Origin of the sequence: Tenacibaculum sp. L6 (assembly GCF_028823685.1) — a bacterium.
In the GTDB taxonomy this organism is placed as follows: domain Bacteria; phylum Bacteroidota; class Bacteroidia; order Flavobacteriales; family Flavobacteriaceae; genus Polaribacter.
On the sequence record NZ_JAPEHZ010000001.1, the window covers coordinates 69,004 to 92,698 of the forward strand.

The 23,695-nt window shown below is 31.2% G+C and carries 30 protein-coding genes; 1 reads left to right on the top strand and 29 read right to left on the bottom strand.

The genetic code is table 11. The features are described 5' to 3' along the window. Nucleotides 1–37 precede the first annotated feature (37 nt). From OU788_RS00330 to OU788_RS00455, 27 genes are all read right to left on the bottom strand, one after another. Complete coding sequence (locus tag OU788_RS00330; RefSeq protein WP_274633307.1) at nucleotides 38–1,324, bottom strand: cryptochrome/photolyase family protein; 1,287 nt, start codon at nucleotides 1,322–1,324, stop codon at nucleotides 38–40. After that, on the bottom strand, nucleotides 1,314–1,799 hold the full coding sequence (locus OU788_RS00335; protein ID WP_274633308.1) for an SRPBCC family protein: 486 nt from the start codon (nucleotides 1,797–1,799) through the stop codon (nucleotides 1,314–1,316). Before OU788_RS00335 ends, OU788_RS00330 begins: the two co-directional genes overlap by 11 nt. Beyond that, nucleotides 1,799–2,341, bottom strand: coding sequence for a glutathione peroxidase (locus OU788_RS00340; protein WP_446751469.1), 543 nt, complete (start codon nucleotides 2,339–2,341; stop codon nucleotides 1,799–1,801). Before OU788_RS00340 ends, OU788_RS00335 begins: the two co-directional genes overlap by 1 nt. Nucleotide 2,342: 1 nt before the next feature. Then, entirely contained in the window at nucleotides 2,343–2,867 is a 525-nt protein-coding gene (locus tag OU788_RS00345; protein ID WP_274633309.1) for a CIA30 family protein, read from the bottom strand. 10 nt (nucleotides 2,868–2,877) lie between these two features. After that, nucleotides 2,878–3,555, bottom strand: coding sequence for an SDR family NAD(P)-dependent oxidoreductase (locus OU788_RS00350; protein ID WP_274633310.1), 678 nt, complete (start codon nucleotides 3,553–3,555; stop codon nucleotides 2,878–2,880). Continuing rightward, nucleotides 3,552–3,767 carry a hypothetical protein gene (locus OU788_RS00355; protein WP_274633380.1) on the bottom strand — a complete coding sequence of 72 codons (216 nt, stop codon included), beginning with the start codon at nucleotides 3,765–3,767 and terminating at the stop codon, nucleotides 3,552–3,554. Before OU788_RS00355 ends, OU788_RS00350 begins: the two co-directional genes overlap by 4 nt. A 5-nt stretch (nucleotides 3,768–3,772) precedes the next feature. Then, the gene (gene folE / locus OU788_RS00360; RefSeq protein WP_274633311.1) at nucleotides 3,773–4,468 is read right to left on the bottom strand and encodes a GTP cyclohydrolase I FolE; all 696 of its coding nucleotides are present in this window, start codon (nucleotides 4,466–4,468) and stop codon (nucleotides 3,773–3,775) included. Beyond that, nucleotides 4,431–4,847, bottom strand: coding sequence for a 6-pyruvoyl trahydropterin synthase family protein (locus tag OU788_RS00365; protein WP_047790029.1), 417 nt, complete (start codon nucleotides 4,845–4,847; stop codon nucleotides 4,431–4,433). Before OU788_RS00365 ends, folE begins: the two co-directional genes overlap by 38 nt. Next, on the bottom strand, nucleotides 4,848–5,114 hold the full coding sequence (locus OU788_RS00370) for a TIGR03643 family protein (RefSeq protein WP_047790028.1): 267 nt from the start codon (nucleotides 5,112–5,114) through the stop codon (nucleotides 4,848–4,850). It abuts the gene before it with no gap. Continuing rightward, nucleotides 5,111–5,530, bottom strand: a complete 420-nt coding sequence (locus tag OU788_RS00375; protein ID WP_073182028.1) for a hypothetical protein — start codon at nucleotides 5,528–5,530, stop codon at nucleotides 5,111–5,113. Before OU788_RS00375 ends, OU788_RS00370 begins: the two co-directional genes overlap by 4 nt. Before the next feature lie 4 nt (nucleotides 5,531–5,534). Beyond that, nucleotides 5,535–6,998 carry a cryptochrome/deoxyribodipyrimidine photo-lyase family protein gene (locus tag OU788_RS00380; RefSeq protein WP_274633312.1) on the bottom strand — a complete coding sequence of 488 codons (1,464 nt, stop codon included), beginning with the start codon at nucleotides 6,996–6,998 and terminating at the stop codon, nucleotides 5,535–5,537. A gap of 69 nt (nucleotides 6,999–7,067) precedes the next feature. Continuing rightward, nucleotides 7,068–7,550 carry a hypothetical protein gene (locus OU788_RS12895; protein ID WP_342454894.1) on the bottom strand — a complete coding sequence of 161 codons (483 nt, stop codon included), beginning with the start codon at nucleotides 7,548–7,550 and terminating at the stop codon, nucleotides 7,068–7,070. Nucleotides 7,551–7,555: 5 nt separating this feature from the next. Next, nucleotides 7,556–8,602: a cryptochrome/photolyase family protein gene (locus OU788_RS00385; RefSeq protein WP_342454895.1), complete on the bottom strand. Its 1,047-nt coding sequence runs from the start codon at nucleotides 8,600–8,602 to the stop codon at nucleotides 7,556–7,558. Then, complete coding sequence (locus tag OU788_RS00390; RefSeq protein ID WP_274633313.1) at nucleotides 8,602–9,891, bottom strand: DASH family cryptochrome; 1,290 nt, start codon at nucleotides 9,889–9,891, stop codon at nucleotides 8,602–8,604. Before OU788_RS00390 ends, OU788_RS00385 begins: the two co-directional genes overlap by 1 nt. Beyond that, nucleotides 9,858–10,001: a DUF2256 domain-containing protein gene (locus OU788_RS00395; protein ID WP_073182036.1), complete on the bottom strand. Its 144-nt coding sequence runs from the start codon at nucleotides 9,999–10,001 to the stop codon at nucleotides 9,858–9,860. The genes OU788_RS00390 and OU788_RS00395 overlap by 34 nt, the downstream gene beginning before the upstream one ends. Nucleotides 10,002–10,012: 11 nt before the next feature. Continuing rightward, nucleotides 10,013–11,428 (bottom strand): SDR family oxidoreductase, encoded by a 1,416-nt coding sequence (locus OU788_RS00400; protein WP_274633314.1) that lies wholly within the window; start codon nucleotides 11,426–11,428, stop codon nucleotides 10,013–10,015. A gap of 2 nt (nucleotides 11,429–11,430) precedes the next feature. After that, nucleotides 11,431–11,985 (bottom strand): flavin reductase family protein, encoded by a 555-nt coding sequence (locus tag OU788_RS00405; protein WP_231128376.1) that lies wholly within the window; start codon nucleotides 11,983–11,985, stop codon nucleotides 11,431–11,433. Between the two features lie 56 nt (nucleotides 11,986–12,041). After that, nucleotides 12,042–13,352 (bottom strand): ABC1 kinase family protein, encoded by a 1,311-nt coding sequence (locus OU788_RS00410; RefSeq protein ID WP_274633315.1) that lies wholly within the window; start codon nucleotides 13,350–13,352, stop codon nucleotides 12,042–12,044. After that, nucleotides 13,349–13,954 (bottom strand): TetR family transcriptional regulator C-terminal domain-containing protein, encoded by a 606-nt coding sequence (locus OU788_RS00415; protein ID WP_274633316.1) that lies wholly within the window; start codon nucleotides 13,952–13,954, stop codon nucleotides 13,349–13,351. The genes OU788_RS00410 and OU788_RS00415 overlap by 4 nt, the downstream gene beginning before the upstream one ends. A gap of 52 nt (nucleotides 13,955–14,006) precedes the next feature. Further along, nucleotides 14,007–14,480 carry a TspO/MBR family protein gene (locus OU788_RS00420; RefSeq protein ID WP_274633317.1) on the bottom strand — a complete coding sequence of 158 codons (474 nt, stop codon included), beginning with the start codon at nucleotides 14,478–14,480 and terminating at the stop codon, nucleotides 14,007–14,009. Then, nucleotides 14,467–15,168, bottom strand: a complete 702-nt coding sequence (locus OU788_RS00425) for a lycopene cyclase domain-containing protein (protein ID WP_274633318.1) — start codon at nucleotides 15,166–15,168, stop codon at nucleotides 14,467–14,469. Before OU788_RS00425 ends, OU788_RS00420 begins: the two co-directional genes overlap by 14 nt. Next, on the bottom strand, nucleotides 15,165–15,620 hold the full coding sequence (locus tag OU788_RS00430; RefSeq protein ID WP_274633319.1) for a sterol desaturase family protein: 456 nt from the start codon (nucleotides 15,618–15,620) through the stop codon (nucleotides 15,165–15,167). The genes OU788_RS00425 and OU788_RS00430 overlap by 4 nt, the downstream gene beginning before the upstream one ends. After that, nucleotides 15,617–16,027, bottom strand: coding sequence for a hypothetical protein (locus OU788_RS00435; RefSeq protein ID WP_274633320.1), 411 nt, complete (start codon nucleotides 16,025–16,027; stop codon nucleotides 15,617–15,619). Before OU788_RS00435 ends, OU788_RS00430 begins: the two co-directional genes overlap by 4 nt. Nucleotides 16,028–16,059: 32 nt before the next feature. Further along, on the bottom strand, nucleotides 16,060–16,902 hold the full coding sequence (locus OU788_RS00440) for a phytoene/squalene synthase family protein (RefSeq protein WP_274633321.1): 843 nt from the start codon (nucleotides 16,900–16,902) through the stop codon (nucleotides 16,060–16,062). Beyond that, the gene (locus tag OU788_RS00445; RefSeq protein WP_274633322.1) at nucleotides 16,886–18,367 is read right to left on the bottom strand and encodes a phytoene desaturase family protein; all 1,482 of its coding nucleotides are present in this window, start codon (nucleotides 18,365–18,367) and stop codon (nucleotides 16,886–16,888) included. The genes OU788_RS00440 and OU788_RS00445 overlap by 17 nt, the downstream gene beginning before the upstream one ends. 79 nt (nucleotides 18,368–18,446) lie before the next feature. Continuing rightward, nucleotides 18,447–19,406 carry a fasciclin domain-containing protein gene (locus OU788_RS00450; protein WP_274633323.1) on the bottom strand — a complete coding sequence of 320 codons (960 nt, stop codon included), beginning with the start codon at nucleotides 19,404–19,406 and terminating at the stop codon, nucleotides 18,447–18,449. Between the two features lie 213 nt (nucleotides 19,407–19,619). After that, a complete protein-coding gene (locus OU788_RS00455; protein ID WP_274633324.1) occupies nucleotides 19,620–20,513 on the bottom strand; it encodes a MerR family transcriptional regulator in 894 nt (297 codons plus the stop codon). 112 nt (nucleotides 20,514–20,625) lie between these two features. Here OU788_RS00455 and OU788_RS00460 point away from each other — a divergent pair, with 112 nt between their 5' ends. After that, nucleotides 20,626–21,576 carry a GSCFA domain-containing protein gene (locus OU788_RS00460; RefSeq protein ID WP_274633325.1) on the top strand — a complete coding sequence of 317 codons (951 nt, stop codon included), beginning with the start codon at nucleotides 20,626–20,628 and terminating at the stop codon, nucleotides 21,574–21,576. 8 nt (nucleotides 21,577–21,584) lie between these two features. On the opposite strand, the gene OU788_RS00465 is transcribed toward OU788_RS00460, so the two are convergent. Beyond that, nucleotides 21,585–21,869 (bottom strand): rhodanese-like domain-containing protein, encoded by a 285-nt coding sequence (locus tag OU788_RS00465; RefSeq protein ID WP_274633326.1) that lies wholly within the window; start codon nucleotides 21,867–21,869, stop codon nucleotides 21,585–21,587. A gap of 34 nt (nucleotides 21,870–21,903) precedes the next feature. Then, a complete protein-coding gene (locus OU788_RS00470; RefSeq protein WP_274633327.1) occupies nucleotides 21,904–23,670 on the bottom strand; it encodes an aromatic amino acid hydroxylase in 1,767 nt (588 codons plus the stop codon). Between the last annotated feature and the right edge of the window lie 25 nt (nucleotides 23,671–23,695).

The following is a 23,695-nucleotide window of genomic DNA, read 5'->3' on the forward strand; positions in this document are numbered from 1 at the left end:
TATACTAAAAAAGGTTCAGAAAATTCTGAACCTTTTTTTATTGTAACGCTTTCTTATAGGTGTCAATTGCTCGCTCTCTTGCAAACTTATGCTCTACCATAGGTTGTGGATAGGTGAGTTCATCGAAGTCTTTCACCCATTTTCTAACATAGTGTAAATCTTTATCAAACTTTTTGAGTTGTTCTGCTGGATTGAAAACTCTAAAATACGGAGCTGCATCGCAACCTGTACCTGCTGCCCATTGCCAATTTCCGTTATTTGCCGAAAGATCATAATCCAATAGTTTTTCTGCAAAGTACGCTTCTCCCCAGCGCCAATCGATGAGTAAATGCTTACATAAAAAACCTGCAGTTATCATACGAACTCTGTTATGCATGTATCCAGTTTCATTCAACTCTCGCATGCCCGCATCAACCATAGGGTACCCAGTTTTACCTTCACACCATTTTTTAAATTCTTCTTCGTTATTTCTCCAAGGAACAGCATTATATTTTTCTCGAAAATTCTCAGTAACTACTTTCGGGAAATGATATAAAGTTTGCATAAAAAACTCACGCCAAATTAACTCACTTAAAAAAGTTTGATTGGTTTTTAACGCAAAACGAATCATTTTTCGTGTACTAACCAACCCAAAACGTAAATAAGGTGATAAATACGAGGTTTTATCTTGCGAGGGAAAGTCTCTCACCTCATCATACGAATCCAAACTAGATAGGTTGTATGGTTTTACTTTAATCGTACTTTCTTTAAAACCTATGGAAGCTAAGGACGGAAACTCAAAAGAGAATTGATAGAAGTTAGTAAAATTTATGGTAAACTCTTGTGTATCTTTCTTTTCTGAGAAGTTTTGTAACCATTTATTCTTATACGGAGTAAAAACTGTATACGGAGTTCCATCATTCTTTACAACTTCGTTTTCTTCAAAAATTACTTGATCTTTAAAAGCATTAAATATTATTCCTTTTGATACTAAAAAGTCTTCTACTTCCTTATCTCTTTTAATAGCATAAGGTTCGTAATCTTTATTTGTGTAAACTGCTTCAATTATAAATTCTTCAGTTAGTTTTTTACAAATTGCTAATGGTTTTCCTTTTTTAACTACCAGAGAAGATTGATGCTTTTTCAGCTCTTCATCTAAGTTTTGCAAGGTTTCGTAAATAAAAGTTACTCGAGCATCATTTTTAGGAAGGCTTTCTAAAATATCTTCATCAAAAATAAATAACGGAACTACTTTATTACCTGATTGTAGCGCTTCATGCAACCCATTATTATCTTCTAAACGTAAATCTCGACGAAACCAAAAAATCGATACTTTATTTTCCATTAAATAGTTTTTCTAACGTACGATAACGATGTTCAAAAATTCCTTTTAACTGCCTTTTTATAAAGATTGACTGGGCTATGTGTCCTAAAAAACCAAAAGGTATTTTGTATGATATTTTATCTTTCATCAATGTTTTTCCATTTGGCAGCTCTTCAAACCAGTGTTCGTGATGCCACATGCTATAAGGACCAAATCGCTGTTCATCTATAAAAAATTGTTGTTCTTTTACTTGTGTAATTTCGGTAACCCAACTAGACTTAATACCTGGTAAAATTCCTACTTTGTAGGTAATTATTTGTCCTGCATAGGCTTTTTTATCAACCTCTGAAGTAATTTGAAACCCCATATGTGAAGGGGTTATTTTTTGCAAATTTCCTGGAGAACTGAAAAAGTCCCACGCTTGCTGTAACGGAACATTTAAAATTTGCTCTGTTGATAAAGTATAAATTCCTGAATGTTTTTTGAAATGAATCATTACAATAGTTTGGTAATTTTCTTGCTCATTGGCTTGGTGATTGAATAAAAAACATCAACTAACCTTCCTTCTTCATCTACCAAATATTTTTGAAAATTCCATTTTACTGAAGAACTCATTTTTCCGTTTTTCTCTTTTTGTGTTAACCATTGGTACAACGGGTGTTGATTTTCTCCTTTAACCTCAATTTTTTCTGTCATAGGAAAATCTACTCCATAGGTTACACTACAAAACGATTGAATTTCTTTTATTGTTCCTGGTTCTTGGCCTCCAAATTGATTACATGGCAATCCTATTATTACTAATTTATCCTTATGTTTTGAGTACAGTTCTTGTAAACCTTCATACTGATTTGTAAAACCACATTTTGAAGCTACATTTACAAACAATATTTTCTTTCCTTTAAATTGACTAAGGTCTAAATTTCCTCCATCGATTCCTTCAATTTTTATATCGTACAACGATTCTTTAGGCTCCGCTGTTTGTGCTTTGCCTGAAAAACTAAACAATGCCATAATTAAAAATATTTTTACTGTGTTCATTTTATTGAATTGCTATTTTTATGATTTCTAACGAAAAGTTTTCGTCCTTTTTATTTCCTATTAAAATTGCTACCTCTTCTATTTGGTTATCAGAGAAATTACCAAAATTTAACTTTCTACCCCTAAAGGTAGGATAAAATCCTGTTAATGGTAAGGTAATTTCTTGTTCTTGTGTATTTGTTCTAAATACTTGTACGTATGAGTAACGTTGAGACTCATTTGATTTTAATCGTAGTTGATATTGTTTACCATCTCCTTTTACTTTTAATACAATTTTTGAATGTTGTTTGTTTAAACCTATGGCTATTGGCATTCTCGTCATCGAAAATCCACCATTATTTTCAGTAGATACTTTCCCCGAAAAGATTAAGTTTCCCTTATCATTAATTTTTACAGCTGATGTAGAAATTCCTCCCATCACAGTATCATTAACAACATACCAATTTTGAGTGTTATTATCTTTATCAAAAATTATAATTTCATCATTTAAACACATAAGAAAACTTAAAATTAAAAGCCATTTCATTATTAACTTTTTAAATTTTTACACTTACAATTCCTGCATCTACTGGAATTACTTGTCCAGTAATTGCTGATGCTTCGTCAGACAGTAAATAGGTAGCTAAACTAGCTACTTCTTCTGCTTTTAGGTATTTTTTTAATGGGTGTCTGTTCTGCATACTCTCTTGTTGTTTTTCATTTCGTAATAAGCGAGCTGCTAAAGGTGTATCAGTAACCGTAGGAGCAATTGCATTGAATCTAACTTTCGTAGCGTATTCTGCTGCCAACGATTTGGTTAACCCTTCTACTGCTGATTTACTAGTTGCTATGCTTGCATGAAAAGGCATTCCTAAAAACGAAGCTACCGTACTAAATAGCACAACGCTTCCGTTATTTTTTGCTAACGAGCTTTCGTAAGCTTTTAAAGTTTTAATTGCTCCAAGAACGTTGATATCTAAATCGGATTGAAAGTCTTCTAATTTTAATCTTGAAAAGGATTTTAGATTGATACTACCAGGACAATAAACTAATCCGTGAACTTCTTCTAATTCTGGAAGCTCCTCTTTGGTAACATCGCATGCGTAATGTTTTATATTGTCAATATTAGACGGTGCTGTTCTACTAATGTTAATTATTTTATGTGTGTGTTTTAATTTGGTTATTATCGCCTTACCAATACCACTACTACCACCAACTACAACAATTGTTTTCATAATCGTCCTTTTAATCGTTTTTCTACTTTTTGTTTAATAGTTGTTATGCGTTTCATAACATCCATCAACTGTTTATCTTTACTCTTTTTATACACTTCATTAATTGATAAAATAATTTCTTTCGCTTTCCTTGATGCTAAAATTTTTTCATTTCTTGTTTTAAAAGATTTGTAATTTTTCTCAAATTCTAAAGCTTCTTGAAGTAAGTTTATTGTACTCATTTTAAATAATTTTGAAGTTCAACAATTTTTTCTGAGGTATTAAAAATGCCTCCATAAAAACAGGTAACTGTTGATGACGAATCATCTTTAACTCCTCTAGAAGAAACACATAAATGCTTTGCATCTATAATTACAGCTACGTCTTCTGTTTGTAATATCTCTTGTAAATCTCTGGCTATTTGATTAGTTAAGCGTTCTTGTACTTGGGGTCTTTTAGCATAAAACTGAACAATTCTGTTTAATTTTGACAAGCCTATAACTTTTCCTGATGAAACATAAGCCACATGTGCTTTTCCCATTATTGGTACAAAATGATGTTCGCAATTAGAATAAAACTGTATGTCTTTTTCTACCAACATTTGGTTATATTGGTACCTATTTTCAAACAATGCTATTTTAGGCTTATTGGCTGGATTTAAACCTGAAAAAATTTCATCTATATACATTTTAGCTACTCTTTGTGGAGTACCTTTAAGAGAGTCATTATTTAAATCAAGCCCAATAGTTTGCATTATTTCTGAAAATAATTGTGCTATTTTTTCTTTTTTTTCCTCATCAGAAATTAAAAAAGCATCTTCTACCATAGGCGTTTCAATTCCTGTATAAATATGATCATCTCCAATTTCTTCAACCGATAAGTTCTTTATATTATCGCTAACAGGGGTATTCAACAAAGTTTCTAGGTGTTTCATAAAGTTTTATTTTAATTTCTAAATGATTATTTATCACTAACCTTAGTTTGTTATAAATTACAATTGCTATATTTTCTACTGTTGGATTGAGTGTTTTAAATTCTTCTACTTCTTTATTTAAGTTTTTATGATCTAAACAATCTATTATTTCTTTTTGTATATGGTTAGATAAAACTTTTGTATCAATTACATATCCTGTGTTTTCATCTACTTCTCCTACAATAGTTACTTCTAACTCATAATTATGGCCATGAAAATTTGGATTATTACATTTGCCAAAAACTTCTTTGTTTTTTGCTTCAGACCATTTCGTATTATGCAACCTGTGGGCTGCATTAAAATGTTCTTTTCTCGTAATAGCCACCTTTGCTTGCTTCATTTATCGTTTTGCTATTTTATTATTACTTATACTTCTTTGTCTGGTACATTTAAACCTTCCTTTATTAAATATTCTTTTTGCTTGATGTTTTGTTCTTCTACCCTGTACTCTTTTCCTCCATAATTTAAAACTTGATGGTTTTAATTCTCTTCGCATTAAATTAATTACTTCTTGTTCTTTTAAGTCAAATTGAAGTTTTATAGCGTCAAAAGTTGTTCGATCTTCCCAAGCCATTTCAATAACTCTATCTATCTCTCTTAATGTCATAAAAAATAACTTTGTGTTGATGTCATTTTCAAATCCATCATTTTTTTTATAAATTTTTTATTCTGATTATATTTATTATCTTTTCTAAACCTAATAAAGTGGTTATCGGAATGAATACTAAAGAATTCATGATTAAAAACCACTATTTTATAAAAAGGTATTACCCAGCAAAAGCGTTGTAATTTATTAGTTATGTAAACTATAATCCCTTTAGGACGTATTTCTATACTTCCATAATTTAAATCGCTAATTGTTGTTAAAATACTTTTAAAGCTTTCACTTACTCCTTCAACAATCATTCTACTTGAACCAACTCCTTTAATTTTTAAAGATTGTAAAAAAGACATAGGTTCACCTACTAATTCATTGATTTTTAATACACTTTCTTTATTATTGTATGTTATATCAAATAACATTTTTTTATTTAACTACATGTTTGTTTAAAATTCTATAGCTTTCTTTTATCACCTCTGGATCTTTACGCATTTTCCAAATAGTATCTGAGGCATTTTTTCTAGTTACACCTATATCTACTATTGGTTTTGGGTAATCATTACCAAGAGTAAACCCATACATTTTTTGTTCTAAAGCTGTCATTTTGTATGGTTCGTGCTTAAACGCTAATGGTAATTCTTTAAGTTCTGGTATCCATTTTGAAATAAAAACTGCTTCAGGATCGTGCTCTAAACCATTTTTTACTGGGTTATAAATTCTAATCGTATTAATTCCAGTTTCTCCTGCCTGCATTTGCAACTGAGGAAAGTGAATTCCTGGTTCAAAATCTAAAAATAATTTTGATAAATATTTTGATGCTTCTTGCCATGGTTGCCAAAGATTATGTGTAAAAAAAGACACTAACATAGCTCGCATTCTAAAATTCAAATATCCTGTATGAATTAAACAACGCATACACGCATCAATAAATGGAATACCTGTTTTTCCGTTTCTCCATGCATATATGTATTTTTTAATAATATTTTTCTTTAACTTATGAAACCCTTTATTGATACTTTCTTGTTCCATTATACATTCCATTTCGAATTTCTGGATGAAATGTGCCTGCCATTTAAGTCTTGAAATGAAAGCATCTATTGCTCTTTTATTTCTTGAACTAGAACGAATACTTATTGCTAACTGATACACCTCTCTTACTGAGATATTCCCCCAAGCAATATAAGGTGACAGCCTGCTACAGCTCTCCCTTGCTTCTGTTGGTTTTGAAATATTTTTTGCATACCCCTCATACCTTTTGTTAAAAAAACTATGTAAATACTTAAGAGCCGTAGCTCGTCCTCCTTTTTGAAATAGCTTTTCTTCTTCTGTATCTAAATTTACAATTGTCAAGTTTTTTGCTATTTCTTTTATTTCTGTTATTGTTACAAAAGAAACATTTGTTGAATCAAATATTATCTGACTTGATTTCATGTAGTTTTCCCAATCCTCTTTCCAACCTTCTCTGTTTTCTCGCCCCCTAAATACTCCATTATGAATATTTTCTTTCCATTCTATTACATTATTCTTACAAAACCTTTTAAAGGTTTTATCTCTATTATAAGTTGCAAGAATACCTGTTTCTATATGAGAGTAGACATTAGTAACATTTGACACCGAGATTAAATACCTAAAAAAAGAAAGTGCCTCTGAGTTTATTGTTAAAACCTGTGTATTATACAGCAACAACTCTTGGTTTATATCTCGTATAGATTCTTTAACAAAATCCCAATGTCTTTTAGAATAATGTTCGTCTTGTATAATGCTTTCTTCAAAAATATAAACAAATAATATTTTCTTACCTGAAGTTATTGCATTAAAAACAGCCTCGTTATCCTGCAACCGAAGATCTCTTTTAAACCAAACTACTGCTATTTCTCCTGTTATTTTCAATTCAATGTGCGCTTTGAATCAAAAATACAATTTTTGTTTAACTAATAAAAGAAATAATTAAACAAAAAATTAATAGCTATTAATTTTTTGCTTAATTGTTTTTGCTTTTTCTAGAATTTCTGAGAAGTCTTTTGATATTTCCATTTTTTGCAATAAAGTATACATCATACGCATTCGGTGGTTATTTTTCAACTTCTCTTTATTTTTATAAAGAAACTCCCAATACAAAGTATTATACGGACACGAATCTTCTTCTGTTTTTGTTTTGTAATTATAAAAGCATTCTTTGCAATAATTACTCATTTTATTAATATAACTTGCGCTAGATACATAAGGTTTTGTGGCCACTATCCCTCCATCCGCGTACTGACTCATCCCTCTTGTATTTGGTAATTGCACCCACTCTACAGCATCTATATATACTCCTAAATACCAAGCATCTACCTCATCTGGATGAACCTCTAACAATAACGCTAGGTTACCTAAAATCATAAGACGCTGTATATGATGCGCGTATGCATTATTTAACGAGTTTTTTAACGATTGCTTCACACAATTCATTTTTGTTTTTCCTGTCCAAAAAAAATCTGGTAATGAAACTTTATTATTAAAAAAATTCTCTTTTTTTTAAAATCTTCTCCTAATTGCCAATAAATACCTCTCATATACTCTCTCCATCCTAATACTTGACGAATAAAGCCCTCTGCCTGAGAAAGGACTATTGAAGGTTTTTTATGAAACACATCAACAACCTTCTCTACAACTTCTCTCGGGGTTATTAATTTTAAATTAAGAGCAAATGATAATCGAGAATGAAACAGAAAATCTTGTGATGAATGCATTGCATCTTGATAATCTCCAAAAAACTCTAACAAGTTGTCACAAAAAAAATCTAGTTGCTTTATTGCTTGTTCTCTATTTATTGGATAAGTAAAAGTTAATGTTTCTTCTCCAAATGTAACCACTTCTGCTTCATTAAGCTCTTTTAATAATGCTTTACAGTCAATATTAGTCTCATAAGGCAAAGGAACTAATTCATCTTGATTCCATTTTTTTCTGTTAGATGCATCATAATTCCATTTACCGCCAACTGGTTCATTATTTTCTACAAGTATCTTATGCTTTTTCCTCATATAGCGATAAAAATCTTCCATAACTGTTTTCTTTCTACCTTCAAAAAACTCTTTTAACTCATTCCTTGTAGTGTAAAAATGTTCTGTATCATACGATTTAATTGGTATCTGTAAGTTCTTGAGTTCATTTTTAAATTGCACATCTAAACGAAACTCGTCAGGCAACTGGTATTCAATTTTTGTAATTGAGTATTTTTTTTGTAATACTTTAATATTTTTTATAAGATTGTGCGTGTTATGCGAATCTGATATTTTAAAATACTCTACTGCGTGACCTTTCTCTTCTAGTTTTTTAGCAAAACTCCTCATTGCTAAGAAAAACCCTACAACTTTTTGTATATGATGTTTTACATACTCCGTTTCTTGCTTCATTTCAAACATAGCATACACTACTTTTTTGTTTTTTTGCTTAAACCAGCTATGAGATTCGTTTAACTGATCACCTAAAAGCACTCTAAGTATTACATCCATTACTTATCAATCCATTTAGCTCTAAATTCCCCATACTTATCATATGTATTAGCTTGCCATTCTATATCAAACTTTTTACTCTCAGAACTATTTCCTACTCCTGCTATATACATCCAGTTACCATAATTACTGTGCGGATCATAATCTACTAACAAAGATTCAAAGTAGGCTGCCCCAATCCTCCAATCTTGCTGTAAGTTATGTACAAAATAAGATGCTACGTTTTGCCTTCCTCTATTACTCATCCAACCTGTTTTTCTTAACTCTATCATATTAGCGTTTACAAAATCAGATGTAGTATTACCTAAAACCCAATTTTTTATCACCTTATTATCATGAATACTTAGTATCGTTTTTTTCTGAACCCCCCCTAATTTGAAGAAGTTATTTTTGTGATAACGAACTGCATGTTTAAAGAACTCTCTCCATAACAACTCAAAATACACCCAATATGTTGATGAATTTGCCTCATATTCGTCTTCAAATCTCTTTAGTTCTTTATAAATTGTTTTTACACTAATAGATCCATTAGATAACCAAGGTGAAAATTTTGTACTACAATTTATTCCTAATAAATTATTTCTTGTTTTCTTGTAGTCAATCACTTTTTTTGTTTCAAAAAAATAACTTTTCAACCTTACTAACGCTTGCTTTTCTCCTCCTTTAAAAGGAAAAGAATTTCCTAAAACTTTTTCTGCACGAGAACAGTTTGGTATTTCAAAAAATACCTGAGAATATATATCCTGATAGGGTAAATGATAATTTAACTCTGTGTCTATATCTAATTTTTTTTCAACTTTATTTCTAAAAGATAAAAAAGACAACGGGTATTTTTTGTTAAATAACGTATCTATTTGATGTGGCTCATACAAATATTGATTTGTTACCCTTATCTTTTTTACCTTACTACCAACTACTTTTCTTACTCTCTTTTCTATGTCTTTTTCATCACTAGTTTCATCTTCTTGATAAACTAGGGTAGTAATTAAGAAATCGTTTTGAATCTCACTAACAACTGTTTCTGTTTTTTTTAACCCTACATAAAAAGGTATATTATATTTAGCTAAACTCTCTTTTAATTCTTTTAATGTTTCAATTAAAAAACGAAGACGGAATTTCCCTGTTCTCTCAAAAGAATATTGACGTTTAAAAAACACAGGATCAAACGCATAAAAAGCCACCAAATAACGTTTAGTCGCTATTGCTTCTTTTAACAGTTTGTTATCACGAACTCTTAAATCGTTTCTAAACCAAATTAAGGTGCATTCTTGTTTTTGTTTTTCCTGCATTTTTTACTACAGTATTTTACTTCACTCCAACTAGCTTCCCATTTCTTCCTCCATGAAAAAGAAAGCCCACAAACTTTACAAATTTTGGTTGGTAAGTGCTGTTTTTTCAATTTTAAACAAATTATTTTGACAAAAAATTAATGAGTTGCTTAAATATAAGTCCATGAAACGGTAAAACAGCAAACCAATAAACTCTACCCCATATTCCTTTAGGTCTGAATACTGCTTTTTGATAAAGTAAGCCGTCTTTAATAACATACTCTAACCATGCCTCTCCAGGCAGTTTCATTTCTGCAAAGAGCAATAAACGTTTATTATCTTTATCCGCTAATAATACACGCCAAAAGTCAAGCGCATCTCCTGGCTCTAACTCAGTCGGATCTCTTCTTCCTCTTCTTAATCCTACACCTCCAAAAAGTTTATCTACATATCCTCTTATCTTCCAAAGAAAATTGAACTTATACCATCCTGTTTGTCCTCCTATACTCCAAATTTTATGTAGTGTCTTTGTTTCATTTTGTACTTCTCTAACTCTCACATCTTTAAAACAGCCGTATTGAGGTATTTGTATATGTTTTGCTAATTGGTCGTGAAAAACACCACTACTCATAGCATCTTTCCAACTAGAAATTACTTCGTTTTGTTCTATTTTTTGAAAAGCTAATGCTACCGCTTCTTTATAGGTTATTGGCGCTACATTAAGTAACGTATTAATGCTACTTGGTTTTGCTATTACTTCAACCTTCATACTATCCACTAAGGCTTGCGCCAGATTAAAAGAGGTTGATGTTACAAAATATAACCAATAGGAAGACAGCTTTGGTGTTAAAACTGGGAGTGTGTAAATATATCTTTTAAAACCTCTTACCTCAGCAAACTGCAATAACATTTCTTTATAGGTTAATATTTCAGGACCGCAGATATCAAAAGATTTATTGTGTGTTTCTTTAACCTGTAAACTATTTTCTAAAAAAGCTAATACGTCTCTAACCGCAATAGGTTGTGTTTTCGTTTTTAACCATTTAGGAGTTACCATTACTGGAAGTTTTTCTACGATATCTCTTATAATTTCAAAAGAAGCACTTCCGCTTCCTACAATAATTCCTGCTCTAAAGGTTGTTAATGCATAACTGTTTGATTGTAGCTTTTTTTCTACTTCGTATCTTGACTGCAAATGTTTAGATAATGAATTATCATTTACAATTCCGCTCAAGTATACAACTTGTTTACAGTTGGTAGGCTCTATCAAACTTTTAAAGTTTTCTGCACAGGTTAACTCTAAGTTTTCAAAGTTTTCTGATGTCGTAGCCATCGAATGTATTAAATAATACGCTGCATCGATATCTTTAGGAAAACTTGTATTTTCTATATTTAAAAAATCAACTTTTATAAAAGTAACATTCGGATTGTTTTCAAACTCATCTGGTATTCTATCTAAATCACGAACACAACAAACTAACTTGTGATTACTTTCTAGTAACCTAACAATTAATCGTTTTCCTATATAACCCGTTGTTCCTGTGATTAGAATCCTCATTATTATTTTGGTCTTTGATAAGACAGTCTTTTATAATTCTCTGCTACCATATAGGTATCCAACCCATTAATTGCAGCTACTTTTTCTTTTGATAAGTTTAAAAAACCATCTTCTGACAACATAGAGTCCTTAAAATACAAATCAGTAACTTCTCCTAACACTAAAATAGTTCCATTAACTTTTATATAATGCTCTTCTAAAAACTTCATTCCTATTTGTAAGGGTGATTCCGCAACAAAAGGAGCATAAAAACCATTCTTAAACTCTTCTGACAATGTTGTTTTATCAAATTCTGAAATCTCTGACGGGTATTTAGCAGAAGTATGATGTGCCTCCTCAATCATTACTTCATTAATAGCATTAATAGTATAATACCCTGTTTCTTTTATATTGTTATACGTATTTCTAACAACGGTTGTAGGACGTAATACAAACCCTAAAATTGCTGGACTTGAACCATAATGCACCACCGAACTAAAAACTGCAACATTGGTTATATTATCAGTTGATTTTGTTGCAATAAGGTTTGCTGGTTTATAACCAGAAATACTGTTCATCAAGTTTATTTTATACAGATGAGGAAACTCGTCTATTTGCTGACGTGTAATATGCATTATATCGTATTAAAATTATTGATTTTTACCTTGTTTGCTTTTAAATCGTGCATTAGGTTATATAAACCAAAAAATGTTCGATTAATGTAAATGAAGTGTTTTGACCCTCTATTTCCGTTCATCTTTTTAAGCTCGGTACTCTTGGCATATTTCTGACCTAAATCTGCTATTTTCCCGAAGAACTCCTCATCTGAAAAATCAAACTCTTCTTGCTGAAAAGGTTGTGTAAAGAGTGATAACATTTCATAAAACAATGCTTTAAAAAAGGTTATTTCTTCTGGTGTATCATCTTTTCTCAAGATTTCTAACTCATAGAGTTTACTTTCAAAAAAAGCTGGATTATCTATATTTTCTCTTTTTGCTAGTTCGAAATAAGGCACATAAAAACTTTCAGGAACTTCTTTCATACATCCAAAATCGATAACAATCAATTCATTTGATTTAGACACTAAAAAATTCCCTGGATGCGGATCTGCATGTACCTTTTTTAGCTTGTGCATTTGATACATGTAAAAGTTCCACAAAGCTTGTCCTAGTTTATTTGCAACGTCTTCAGGCTGCTCATTTTTAGTAAATTCTGACAGATGAACTCCATCCATCCAATCCATCGTTAAAATTCTATCTGATGACAAGTCTGGATAGTAGCTTGGAAATTTTAAGTTCGGAATATGTTTACAGGCATCAGCAATTTCATTACTCTGCGCAAGTTCTAATTCGTAATTAGTTTCTTCCAAAAGCTTTTCTTCAACTTCTTTAAAATATTCATCTGAACCTTCTCCTTTAATGTTAAACATTTTCATCGCAATAGGTTTAACCATTGCCAAATCGGTCGAAATACTATCAGCAACTCCAGGATATTGAATTTTTACAGCTAGTTCTTTTCCATCTTTAGTGGCTTTATGAACTTGTCCTATACTTGCTGCATTTACTGATTCTGCTGTAAACGTATCAAAAACTTCGTTTGGTGTTTTGTTGAAGTATTTTTTAAACGTTTTTGTCACTAAAGGTCCTGACAATGGCGGAACTGAAAACTGTGATAATGAAAACTTTTCTACGTAAGCATTGGGCAAAATATTTTTTTCCATGCTTAGCATTTGTGCTACTTTTAATGCTGACCCTTTTAGTTCTTTTAATCCATCGTAAATATCAGCAGCATTATCTTCATTGAGCTGTTTTTTTGCTTCTTCTTCTGATTTGGTGATTTTATTTCCGTAGTATTTAGCATAATTTACACCAACTTTCACTCCTGTTGAAACTAACTTAGTAGCTCGTTCTATTTTTGACGTAGGTATTTTGTTTAAGGTTTTCATGTCATTGGTGATTTTTCTTTCCACAAAAATTTCGCTAAATCAATCACACTTTTTACAGGTGCTATTTGTTGAATATCAAAACTTGCTTTGACTGATTTTTCTATAAAAAGATCCGTTTTCTCAAAGTTTGGCGATTCGTCTTCTACCCAAAATCTTAGAATGAGCAATAGCTGCATCCAATACCCTTCTGCAATAGTTTTATCTTGAATTTTGTTGATTTTATCATTTTTAAAATCAATTTTTTCAAGGCTTATTTCATTTACAAAATGAATAAACTCGGTACGCAGTTCTTGCAGCACTTTTAATTTCGAAAAATCTGTTTTTATTCTTTTTAACTGTGCCAACACATACGACCTGTTTACTGTCAACAATTCAAAAAAGGTAAAATAAAAGCTCAGTAGTTTATCTTTCGATGAATAGTCTTTATAAGCTTCTGTTTTGTGTAGTAAATGAATGGTTTCTTTAGCAAAAATTCCAAAAACAGCTTTTTCTAAGCTTTCAAAGCTTGAAAAGTGTTTATAAAATTCTGCTTCTTCAAAGTTATTTTCTTTCGCAAAAGAAAATATTGAATTCGGTTGACCTGATGATAGTACCGTATTCATGTACCATTCTATTATTTTTTCTTGTGTTATGTTCTTTTTTTTTTGCCATAGTTTAATTGTTTAATACGATGTATGCGTTGAGACTAGTTGCAATCGTCATCCATATTAAATATGGAAGTATAAATAGTGTATACCATTTTATTTTTTTTACATACTCTAAAGTGAGATAACCAATAAGTAACCATAATAAAGCGATTACAACTAAGCCTAGTTTTGTTAGGTTTTGATTAAAGAAAATATAGTTCCAGCTTACGTTTAAAACCCACTGATCTATATACAAAATGAGTACTTTTTTATTTAAAAACTCATACTGAAAACTCACTTTTGTCATGTATACAGAAAACAAAACCATAATAGTTGTCCATGCCGCTCCAAAAATCCATCCTGCCGGTGTCCATGGAGCTTTGTTTAAAGACAAGTACCAATCTGTTCTTGGTCCTTCGTTCATTAACCAAGCCCCAATAGCTAAAGCTGAAAGGTTAGCTATTAGAAATATTAAAAACCGTATGTATTTATTTTCTTTCAAGTTTTTTCCCTTTTAAATAGTTGAAGATTAACTGTGCCGAAAACAACATTGTAAATGCATAAAAAGCATCCTCTATAGGTATCGTAAAAATTCTAAATCCTAAGTTTTCTGAATTGTTATACCAAACAACTGGTTCTTCTATAAAGCTTCCTGTTAAAATTCCGTTGACAAGTAAAAAAGGAATTAATATCACTAAGAAACTAGGGTAGTATTCTTGCAATGTGTTTAAATGATTCTTTAATGCATAACCTAACAATAATAAGAACAGTACAAAATTTACTGTGGTATACCACTTTCCGAAGTTAAAAACCAACAATAAACTCACTAAAACAATGAGGAAAAGGCTTATAATTACTGTCATTGATTTTGACATTTTAAACTTTGGATATAAAAATTTTAATGCTTCATGTGTAAATAAACATGCATAAGGAATACAAAAGAAAAACATCCATTCTTCTATTGGCATGTGCAGTAATTTTAGTGATAAATGATAGTCTGGATTAAACCCCCAAACTCCCATTTGTGTAAACCAACTATCCCAAATCAAAAAAAATAAAGCAACTGATAAAATACTAATAGCTGCTTGTTTGAAATATTGTATAAAGTGTAGTTTTTTTTCAAAAATACTATACAGTAATGGAATACTTAAACTTCCTAGATTTAATATTAAATATAAATACTGACTCATTGTCTTTTATTAAAATATTTAAAGGGCACAAACAACATACCGAAACATTCTCCGTCGTGTTTTCCCAAATGTTTGTGATGAATTTTATGGGCTTTTCGTAATCCTTTTAAGTATTGATTGTTTGTTTTGTCGAACCACTTAAATCTTCTATGAATTAACACATCATGCACCAAGAAATAAGCAATACCATAAAATAATATTCCCAGACCTATGAAAAACAAAAAGTTTAACTCTGGTCGAATTCCGAAGTAAAATAATAACATACTAGGTATTGCAAAGACAACAAAAAAAGCATCGTTTTTTTCAAAAACATGTGGATATCCTGGTTGATGGTGATCTTCATGTAAATACCAGCCAAAACCGTGCATCACATATTTATGTGTGCACCAAGTAACACCTTCCATAACAATAAACGTTAGTGTAGTTACTGCTATGTAAATTGCTATATTCATAATGATGTATTGTTAATTATATATGTATGTAAATAACTTACACTGTCTTTTTTTTGAAGCACTTCTTTTAAAAACTGCTTGTCTTTTTTAATAGAAGATGTATATCCTAAAATACTTGGTGTATTTTCTTGTATTACCAACCTAACATACCTTAGATGGATATTGTTAGGGTTCTTTAAAATCAACTCTTCTAATTTGTTTTTATTAGTGTTAAAAACTTTTAGTTTACTCCAAGGCATTGTTTTATATTTTGCCTGTTTCATTTGTAAAGAAACTACATAGGCTTGTATACTTACTTCTTTACTGTTTTTATATTTTTTTATGTAAGACGACTCTGCTTCTTTAGTAGCTAATTCATGGTATTCTATAACAAAATTAGGTGCATTATTGAAGCTTATAATCGACATAAAAAACAGTACTCCTAAGATACCACTTTTAATCATATTAAATTCAATTTATACCTTACATAACTTCTTGCTAGAAGATTAATTTTCATAGAGTTTGAAATTCGAACTCTAGTATCCATGATTTTTGTTGAAGGTGTGTCTTTTAGCTTTTTTAATAGTTTTTTGTAATACCTGTATGCCATATACACTCCAAATTTTGCTTCAACTGGTAACTTTAAAATTCCGTTTTTATAAGCAAAGTCAAAATCGTCTTCTATTTCTTTAATAATTGTATTTTTTCCTTCCGCACTTAAATCCCCAAAATTGATGTTTGGAAAATAAGATCTATTCAATTCGTTAAAATCTTCTTTTAAGTCTCTTAAAAAATTTACTTTTTGAAATGCTGATCCTAAACGCATTGCTGGCTCTTTTAACTCCTCATATTTTTGTTGATCTCCATTTACAAAAACCTTTAGACACATTAACCCCACCACATCTGCTGACCCGTAGATGTATTCATTGTACTCTTCTGTAGTTGTATATGCTGTTTTGTACAAATCAGCTTTCATACTTTTCAAAAACGACTGTACTAAATCATCAGAAATTTTATACTTGTTTACAGTGTATATAAAAGAGTTTAAAATAGGATTCAAGCTAATTCCTCTATTCTTAGACTCATAATAATCTCTTTCAAATTTTAGTAATAATTGTTCCTTATCGTACTGATGGAAAGAATCTACTATTTCATCTGCAAAGCGTACAAAACCGTAAATATTATAAATATCTGTCCGTATTTTTGGTGATAACATCTTCGTAGCTAACGAAAATGAGGTACTATATTTTTGAGTTACCAACTTACTACACGCGTAAGAAACCTCATCAAACAATTGTTTCATCTTTGTACGTTTTTAAAATTAAATCTGAAGCTATTTTTCCTGAAATTAAAGACGGAGGGACTCCTGGTCCTGGCACCGTTAATTGTCCTGTAAAAAATAAATTCTTTACTTTTTTACTTTTTATCTTGGGTCTTAAAAATGCTGTTTGTGTTAAAATATTAGCTAAACCATAAGCATTTCCTTTGTACGAATTATACTCTTTCACAAAATCATTTACACAAAAACTTTCTTTAAAAAGCACATGCTCTCTTACTGATTGGTTTGTTAATTTTTCTAACCTCTTTATTATAACATCGAAATAGTGTTCTCTCAACTCTGGCGTATCTTGTAAACCTGGAGCTAACGGAATTAAAAAAGTAGCTACTTCTTTTCCTTTTGGCGCAAAAGAACCATCTGTAATTGAGGGAAAGCTCGCATAAAACAGAGGTTCTTTAGGCCAACTAGGAGCATCATATATTGTTTTTGCATGTACATCGAAGTCTGTATCAAAAAATAATGTGTGATGACATACATTTTTTAATTTCTTATCAAAACCTACATAAAAGAGTAATGATGAAGGTGCAAATGTTTTTTTATCCCAATAACTTTCTGAATATTGTCTGAGATATGAAGGCAACAAGGTTTCTGTATGATGATAATCTGCTCCACTTAACACTATATCAGATTCCATTAGTTTTCCATCTACCGCAACACCAATTGTTTCTCCTTTATCATTTACTACAATTTCTTCAACATTTGCATTAGTTTGAAACGTTACTCCTAAACTAGTAGCTAGTGTAGTCATAGCCTCAATAACTTTGTACATTCCTCCTTTTGGATGCCATGTACCCAAGCCAAAATCAGCATAATTCATAAAATTATAAAAAGCAGGTGTATTACTAGGCTTTGCACCTAAAAACAATACTGGGAACTCTAAAATTTGAATTAGCTTTTTACTTTTTATTTTCTTTCTTACTTCATGTCTAATTGTAGAGAAAAACTGAAATATTTTCCCCATAGTAACGGGAGTAACCAGCTCTAAAGGAGAAATTCCTGGTTTATAAACTAAGTCGTTTATAGAAACATCGTAATTATATTTTGCTGATTTTAAAAAAGACTTCAGGTGTTTTGAGCTTCCTTTTTCTTCTTTTTCAAAAACTTCATAAATCTCCTCTAATGTTCCTGGAATTACAATTGAATCTTTCTCTCCAAAGTATACCTCATAAGCAGGATCTAACCTTTCTAACTCGTAATAATCTGAAGGTTTTTTACCAAAATCTGCAAAAAACTTTTCAAAGACATCTGGCATCCAATACCATGTAGGCCCTATATCAAAAGTAAAACCATCTCTTAATAGCTGTCTTGCTCTACCTCCAATTATTGCATTTTTTTCTAGCACGATTACATTATATCCTGCTTTTGCTAAATAACACGAGGCCGATAAAGAAGAGAAACCTGAACCTATTATATATACTTTTTTTTTCAAAATATTTCTTATAAATATAATTAAAATAATCATAAGCGAGAAATTAATCTCGCTTACGATCAACTGTTTAACCTAAATATTATGGTAAAAGAACACTGCTCACTACGTGAACCACCCCATTTGTTCCTTGCACATCGGTTAAAGATATTGTTACTGATTGCCCCGAAGTTGTTTCTAACTTAGCTCCGTTAGTCAAATCAACAGTCACTATGTTTCCATCAAACATTGTGATTTCTTGATTATCGGTTAATTCATCTGATTGTACATTTCCTCCTGCAAATACATGATATTTTAACACCGCCTCTAATGTTGCGATTGGAATATCTGCTAACGAGTTCCAAGAATCATTACTATCTAACAATGCTTGAAAAGCATCATTTGTTGGAGCGAATATTGTATAAGGTCCTTCTTGACTTAATAAAGAAACAAAATCCGTAGTATGACGATCATCTGTTAATGCTGCTACTAAAGAAGTAAAACCACTATTATTTAATGCTAAAGTCACTACATTAGGAGGTAACATCACCTTATCGATTGTATGAATAACCCCATTAGAAGCCATAATATCTGTAGCAATCGGTTTAGAATCTCCATTAAACTCTACTGCTCCATCAACTTCTACTTGCAATGACAACACCTCATCATTTGGACCTGTAGACAACGTATTTACATACGTATTGGATAAATCAGCTGCTTTTACTTCACCACTTATCACATGAAACAACAATACTGATTTTAATGTTTCTACTGGAATATCATCTAAAGAACTCCACGAGTCATTACTATCTAACAACGCTTGAAATGCTGCGTTTGTAGGCGCAAAAACCGTAAATGGTCCCTCCGCTTGTAATGCTGATACTAAATCGGCCTTTTGTAAAGCAGATACAAGAATACTTAAATTGGAATCTGCAACTGCTACATCAACTATAGTTTTAGGCTTTTCTATCACCGGATCATCGTCATCACTACATGACGTTAACATACCAAAACTTAAAAACAACCCTAAAAACAACAATGAAGTTAAATTCTTAATTTTCATAATTACACACTTTAAATTAATGCTTACTCTTTTTACTTTTTATAGTCTATTTTTCAGCTTCGATAGACTTTGTTTATTTTTTTAAAAAAACAGTTAAACAAAATAAGTTTGACTAAAAAATATGCCTTGAAAACCAAAACATTATCCAAAATTACATTTTTTTTTTAATAAAAACAAAAAATAAATAAACAAAAGTTGATTAGGTAAAATTTTTTAATATTTATTTAAGAACTCTTTTAAAGAAGGATGAACTGATATTTTTGCTTTAAAATCAACATTATCAACAGTCATAGCTTTATTACCTATTGCTATTAACTCATGTTCTGTATTCATAAGCGCTCTTTCAATTTCTGAAAAATATTCTTGCACCTTATCATCATAGGGTTGAACTGTCATAGAAGTAATAAAACAAATTTTCGCATCACTTTTAAAAAAGTGATCTAAATTATCTAAAGGCAAACTCTGCCCTAAATAAATTGTATTATACCCCCTTAATGTAAGTTCATAATTTAGATATATTAAACCTAATTCGTGTACTTCATTTTCTGGCAAGAACAACACATAAGTAACTTCCGAATTGTTATTAGAATACTCTAACTTCTCTATATTGATTTGTATTTTTTGAACAATTAAGTTAGAAATAAAATGCTCATGCGCCGGTAATAAAGTATCTGTTTGCCACAAGAGCCCTATATGATTTAGAAAAGGAACAAAAACATCTTTAAAAATCTCTCTAAATGTTTTTCTTTTCAACAAACTGTTGTAAGTATTATTAAACAATGTTTTATCGAACTGAAACATTGCCATTTTAAAGGAATTTATTGCCTCGTCATTTACCGCCATTTTAAAAGCCAACTCTCTCGCCTTTAAAATTATAGTATTATCAGACATTTCTGCTATCTTGGAAATTTTGATATTGTTTTGATTCAACAAAACAACATTTAAAAGTTTCTGTAAATTCTCAGAAGAATAGTAACGAATATTTGTATCAGTTCTTTCAGGCGACAGCAAATTATAGCGCTTCTCCCAAATACGGATTGTATGCGCTTTGATTCCTGAAATATTTTCTAGGTCTTTAATCGTAAATGTCGACTTAATATTGTTCAATGCTTTTTGTTTTCTATTAAACAAATATACAAATTTCTTTAAATTAAGAATCAACCCTCTACTTCTGAACTATATTATCACTATTTTTGATTAGATTTTTCACAATTTACCTATGATTTTTCAAACTCATATTCCTTTAAAAAAACAAAAAAACCATTTAATTAATTACAATTCTAAACTGTTATTGTTAGGGTCTTGTTTTTCTGAAAACATTGGTAATAAATTGTCGTATTACAAGTTTCAAACACAACAAAACCCTTTCGGAATTTTATTTCACCCCAAAGCCATTGAAACCTTCATTACAAAAGTCATCAATGAAGAGAAGTATACCGAAAGTGATGTCTTTTTTCACAATGAACGCTGGCACTGTTTTGATGCACATTCGGTAGTGAGTTCGACTTCAAAAGAGGAATTATTAAATACTCTTAACACCAATATTAACTCTACATATCAGCATTTAAAAAATACTTCTCACATAATTATTACATTAGGAACTGCATGGGTATATCGTGAAATAGCTACAGATACATTGGTTGCTAACTGCCATAAAATTCCGCAGAAAAAATTTTTGAAAGAATTACTAACTGTTGAAGAAGTTTCAGAAAGCTTGGAAGCGATTAATTCTTTAATCAAATCTATAAATCCAGAAACAACAATTATTTATACAGTTTCACCCGTTCGTCATATTAAAGACGGATTTATAGAAAACCAACGTAGTAAAGCGCATTTACTTTCGGCTATTCATCAAGTAGTTGAATCAAGAAACAATACTCATTACTTTTCCTCGTATGAAATTATGATGGATGAATTGCGTGATTATCGTTTTTATGCTGAAGACATGATTCACCCAAACCAAACAGCAATCGATTATATTTGGGAAAAATTCTCAGAAGTTTGGTTTAGCGAGGAAACTTTAGAAACTATGAAAGGAGTTGAAACTATTCAAAAAGGATTAACGCATAGACCTTTCAACCCTAATTCTGAAGCGCATCAATTATTTTTAAAAAAATTACAACAAAAAAAGGAAACACTTTTACAAGCATTTCCTTTTATGAATTTTTAGTTCGTTTTTTACTTACTCACTAAGTATTGATCTACATTTTGCCATGGACCACCGTTAATTACATCTACTCCATGATTTTGTAAAAACTGAGTTGCTTGTCCGCTTCTACCACCACTTCTACAAACTGCAATTACTGGTTTATTCCACGATTTAATTTCATCAACATTTAAAGGAATGGTTGCTAACACGATGTGTTTAGCTCCTTCACTATGCCCTTCATTCCATTCTGCTAAAGTTCTTACATCTAATACTACCGCTCCTTTAGCTAAATATTCCTGTATTTCGTTACTCATATCTTTCTTTCTAAATAAATTAAATAATCCCATGTTATGCTTCTTGGTAATTCTCCAACAAAAGTAAGCCGTTTTCAATTAACGTTGTGTAACTCTTGTTACTTTTCATCGATTCAAGGTAGTTACGTAACGTATCTTTTATTGAAAAATTATTCATTACGGCTAACTCCAATAATTCTAAAGGCAGTAACCAATCGTTTTTAAACTGAGAACTTACTTCATTAAAAATTCCTTGAACTTTCTCCTCAGAAACTGTGCCAGCCTTTCTCATCATCCTCACTTCATTATACAAACTATATAATTTTTTATCTGATTCTGAATACTGAATCTTATGAGTTTTTGTTTCTGACACTTTTCCTACATCACCAAACGAGGTTATATCTGCAGGTCCTGCAAAAGCAGAAAAAGCAGAAACGACATCAACTCCAACCGCCATATCATACACTCCCCAATCTGGGTGAAACAATACAGTATCACCATGAGTTACGGTACAGTCTTTAAAAGATATCAATAAAATCCTACCTCGTAAATCTCTGGTTCCTGTAATTACTTCTCCTTCTACTTTTATTCCGCCTTCAAACTCTAAAGCAACCTGCTCTCCTTCATAAATCCCGTAGGCTTTCAAATCACGAGGACTCATATTTTCTATCGGAATATTAATTCCTTTTAGCTTCCCTATCGGACTTCCAAAACCTTCTGCGTGGTAATTTGTTCCGTGACCTATCAACTCTTTATCTCTATTTGCTAACGCAGTAGGACCTGTTGTTTGTATATAAATGGCTTTATTATTCTCATCAGTTATTACATTGGTAAAAACCCCTGACACCTGAATTCCTGTACTTAACTCGATAGTTCCTAAATTTTTAGAATCAATGAGTTTTTCAATTCCTTTTAGTCCTCCTGTTCTGATAGCCATTTTATTAGCAAATTGCTCCAATACTAAACTTAAATGAGCAAAATCTGGCGTTACAAATAATTGAGGTTGCGGCTTCGTGATATCAAAGTTTACATTAGCAGCATCTAATGTATATGCAACTTTTTCTACCTCATCTTTCATACACCATTTACTCTCTCCTATTGAAGATAACAATCCCGCTCCATAAATTTTCGGATTTTCGAGAGTCCCTATCAACCCATACTCCACTGTCCACCAGTGAAGATTTCTAATCTGAGCCATTTCCGAAAGCTCTCCCATATTATCTTGTAACCACTCTACTTTCTCTTGCGCTTCATCAATCTCTTCTTGGGTAGAATTTGGATCTTCCTTTAGAATAGATAATAAACGAATAGCTTCATACATTTCATAATCTTTCGCTGATGAAATTGCCTTGGCTCCAATTTCTCCAAAACGACGTAAATACTCTGCATATTCTGGATTTGCAATAATAGGTGCATGGCCAGCTGCTTCGTGAATAATATCAGGTGCCGGTGTATATTCTATATGGTCAATCGTACGCATATCTGATGCGATTACCAGTACATTGTATGCTTGAAATTCCATAAAAGCATTTGGCGGAATAAATCCATCTACCGATACTGCCGCCCAACCTATTTCTTTCAAAATACGGTTCATTCCTTGCATATGAGGAATTTTTTCAACTGAAATTCCTGTTTTTTTCAGTCCATCTATATATGAAGCATGCGCTACTTTACCAAGGTAATCTACATTCATTCGCATTACATAACGCCATACGGCTTGGTTTTGCGCAGTGTACTCGTCATACGGTTGTTTTACTACGAATTTATGTAAGTGCTTGGGTAGCTTTTTGGTAACTTCGTTTAATTCAAAATGAGGTTCCATAATGTTGTTTGTTTTGCTCTGTAAA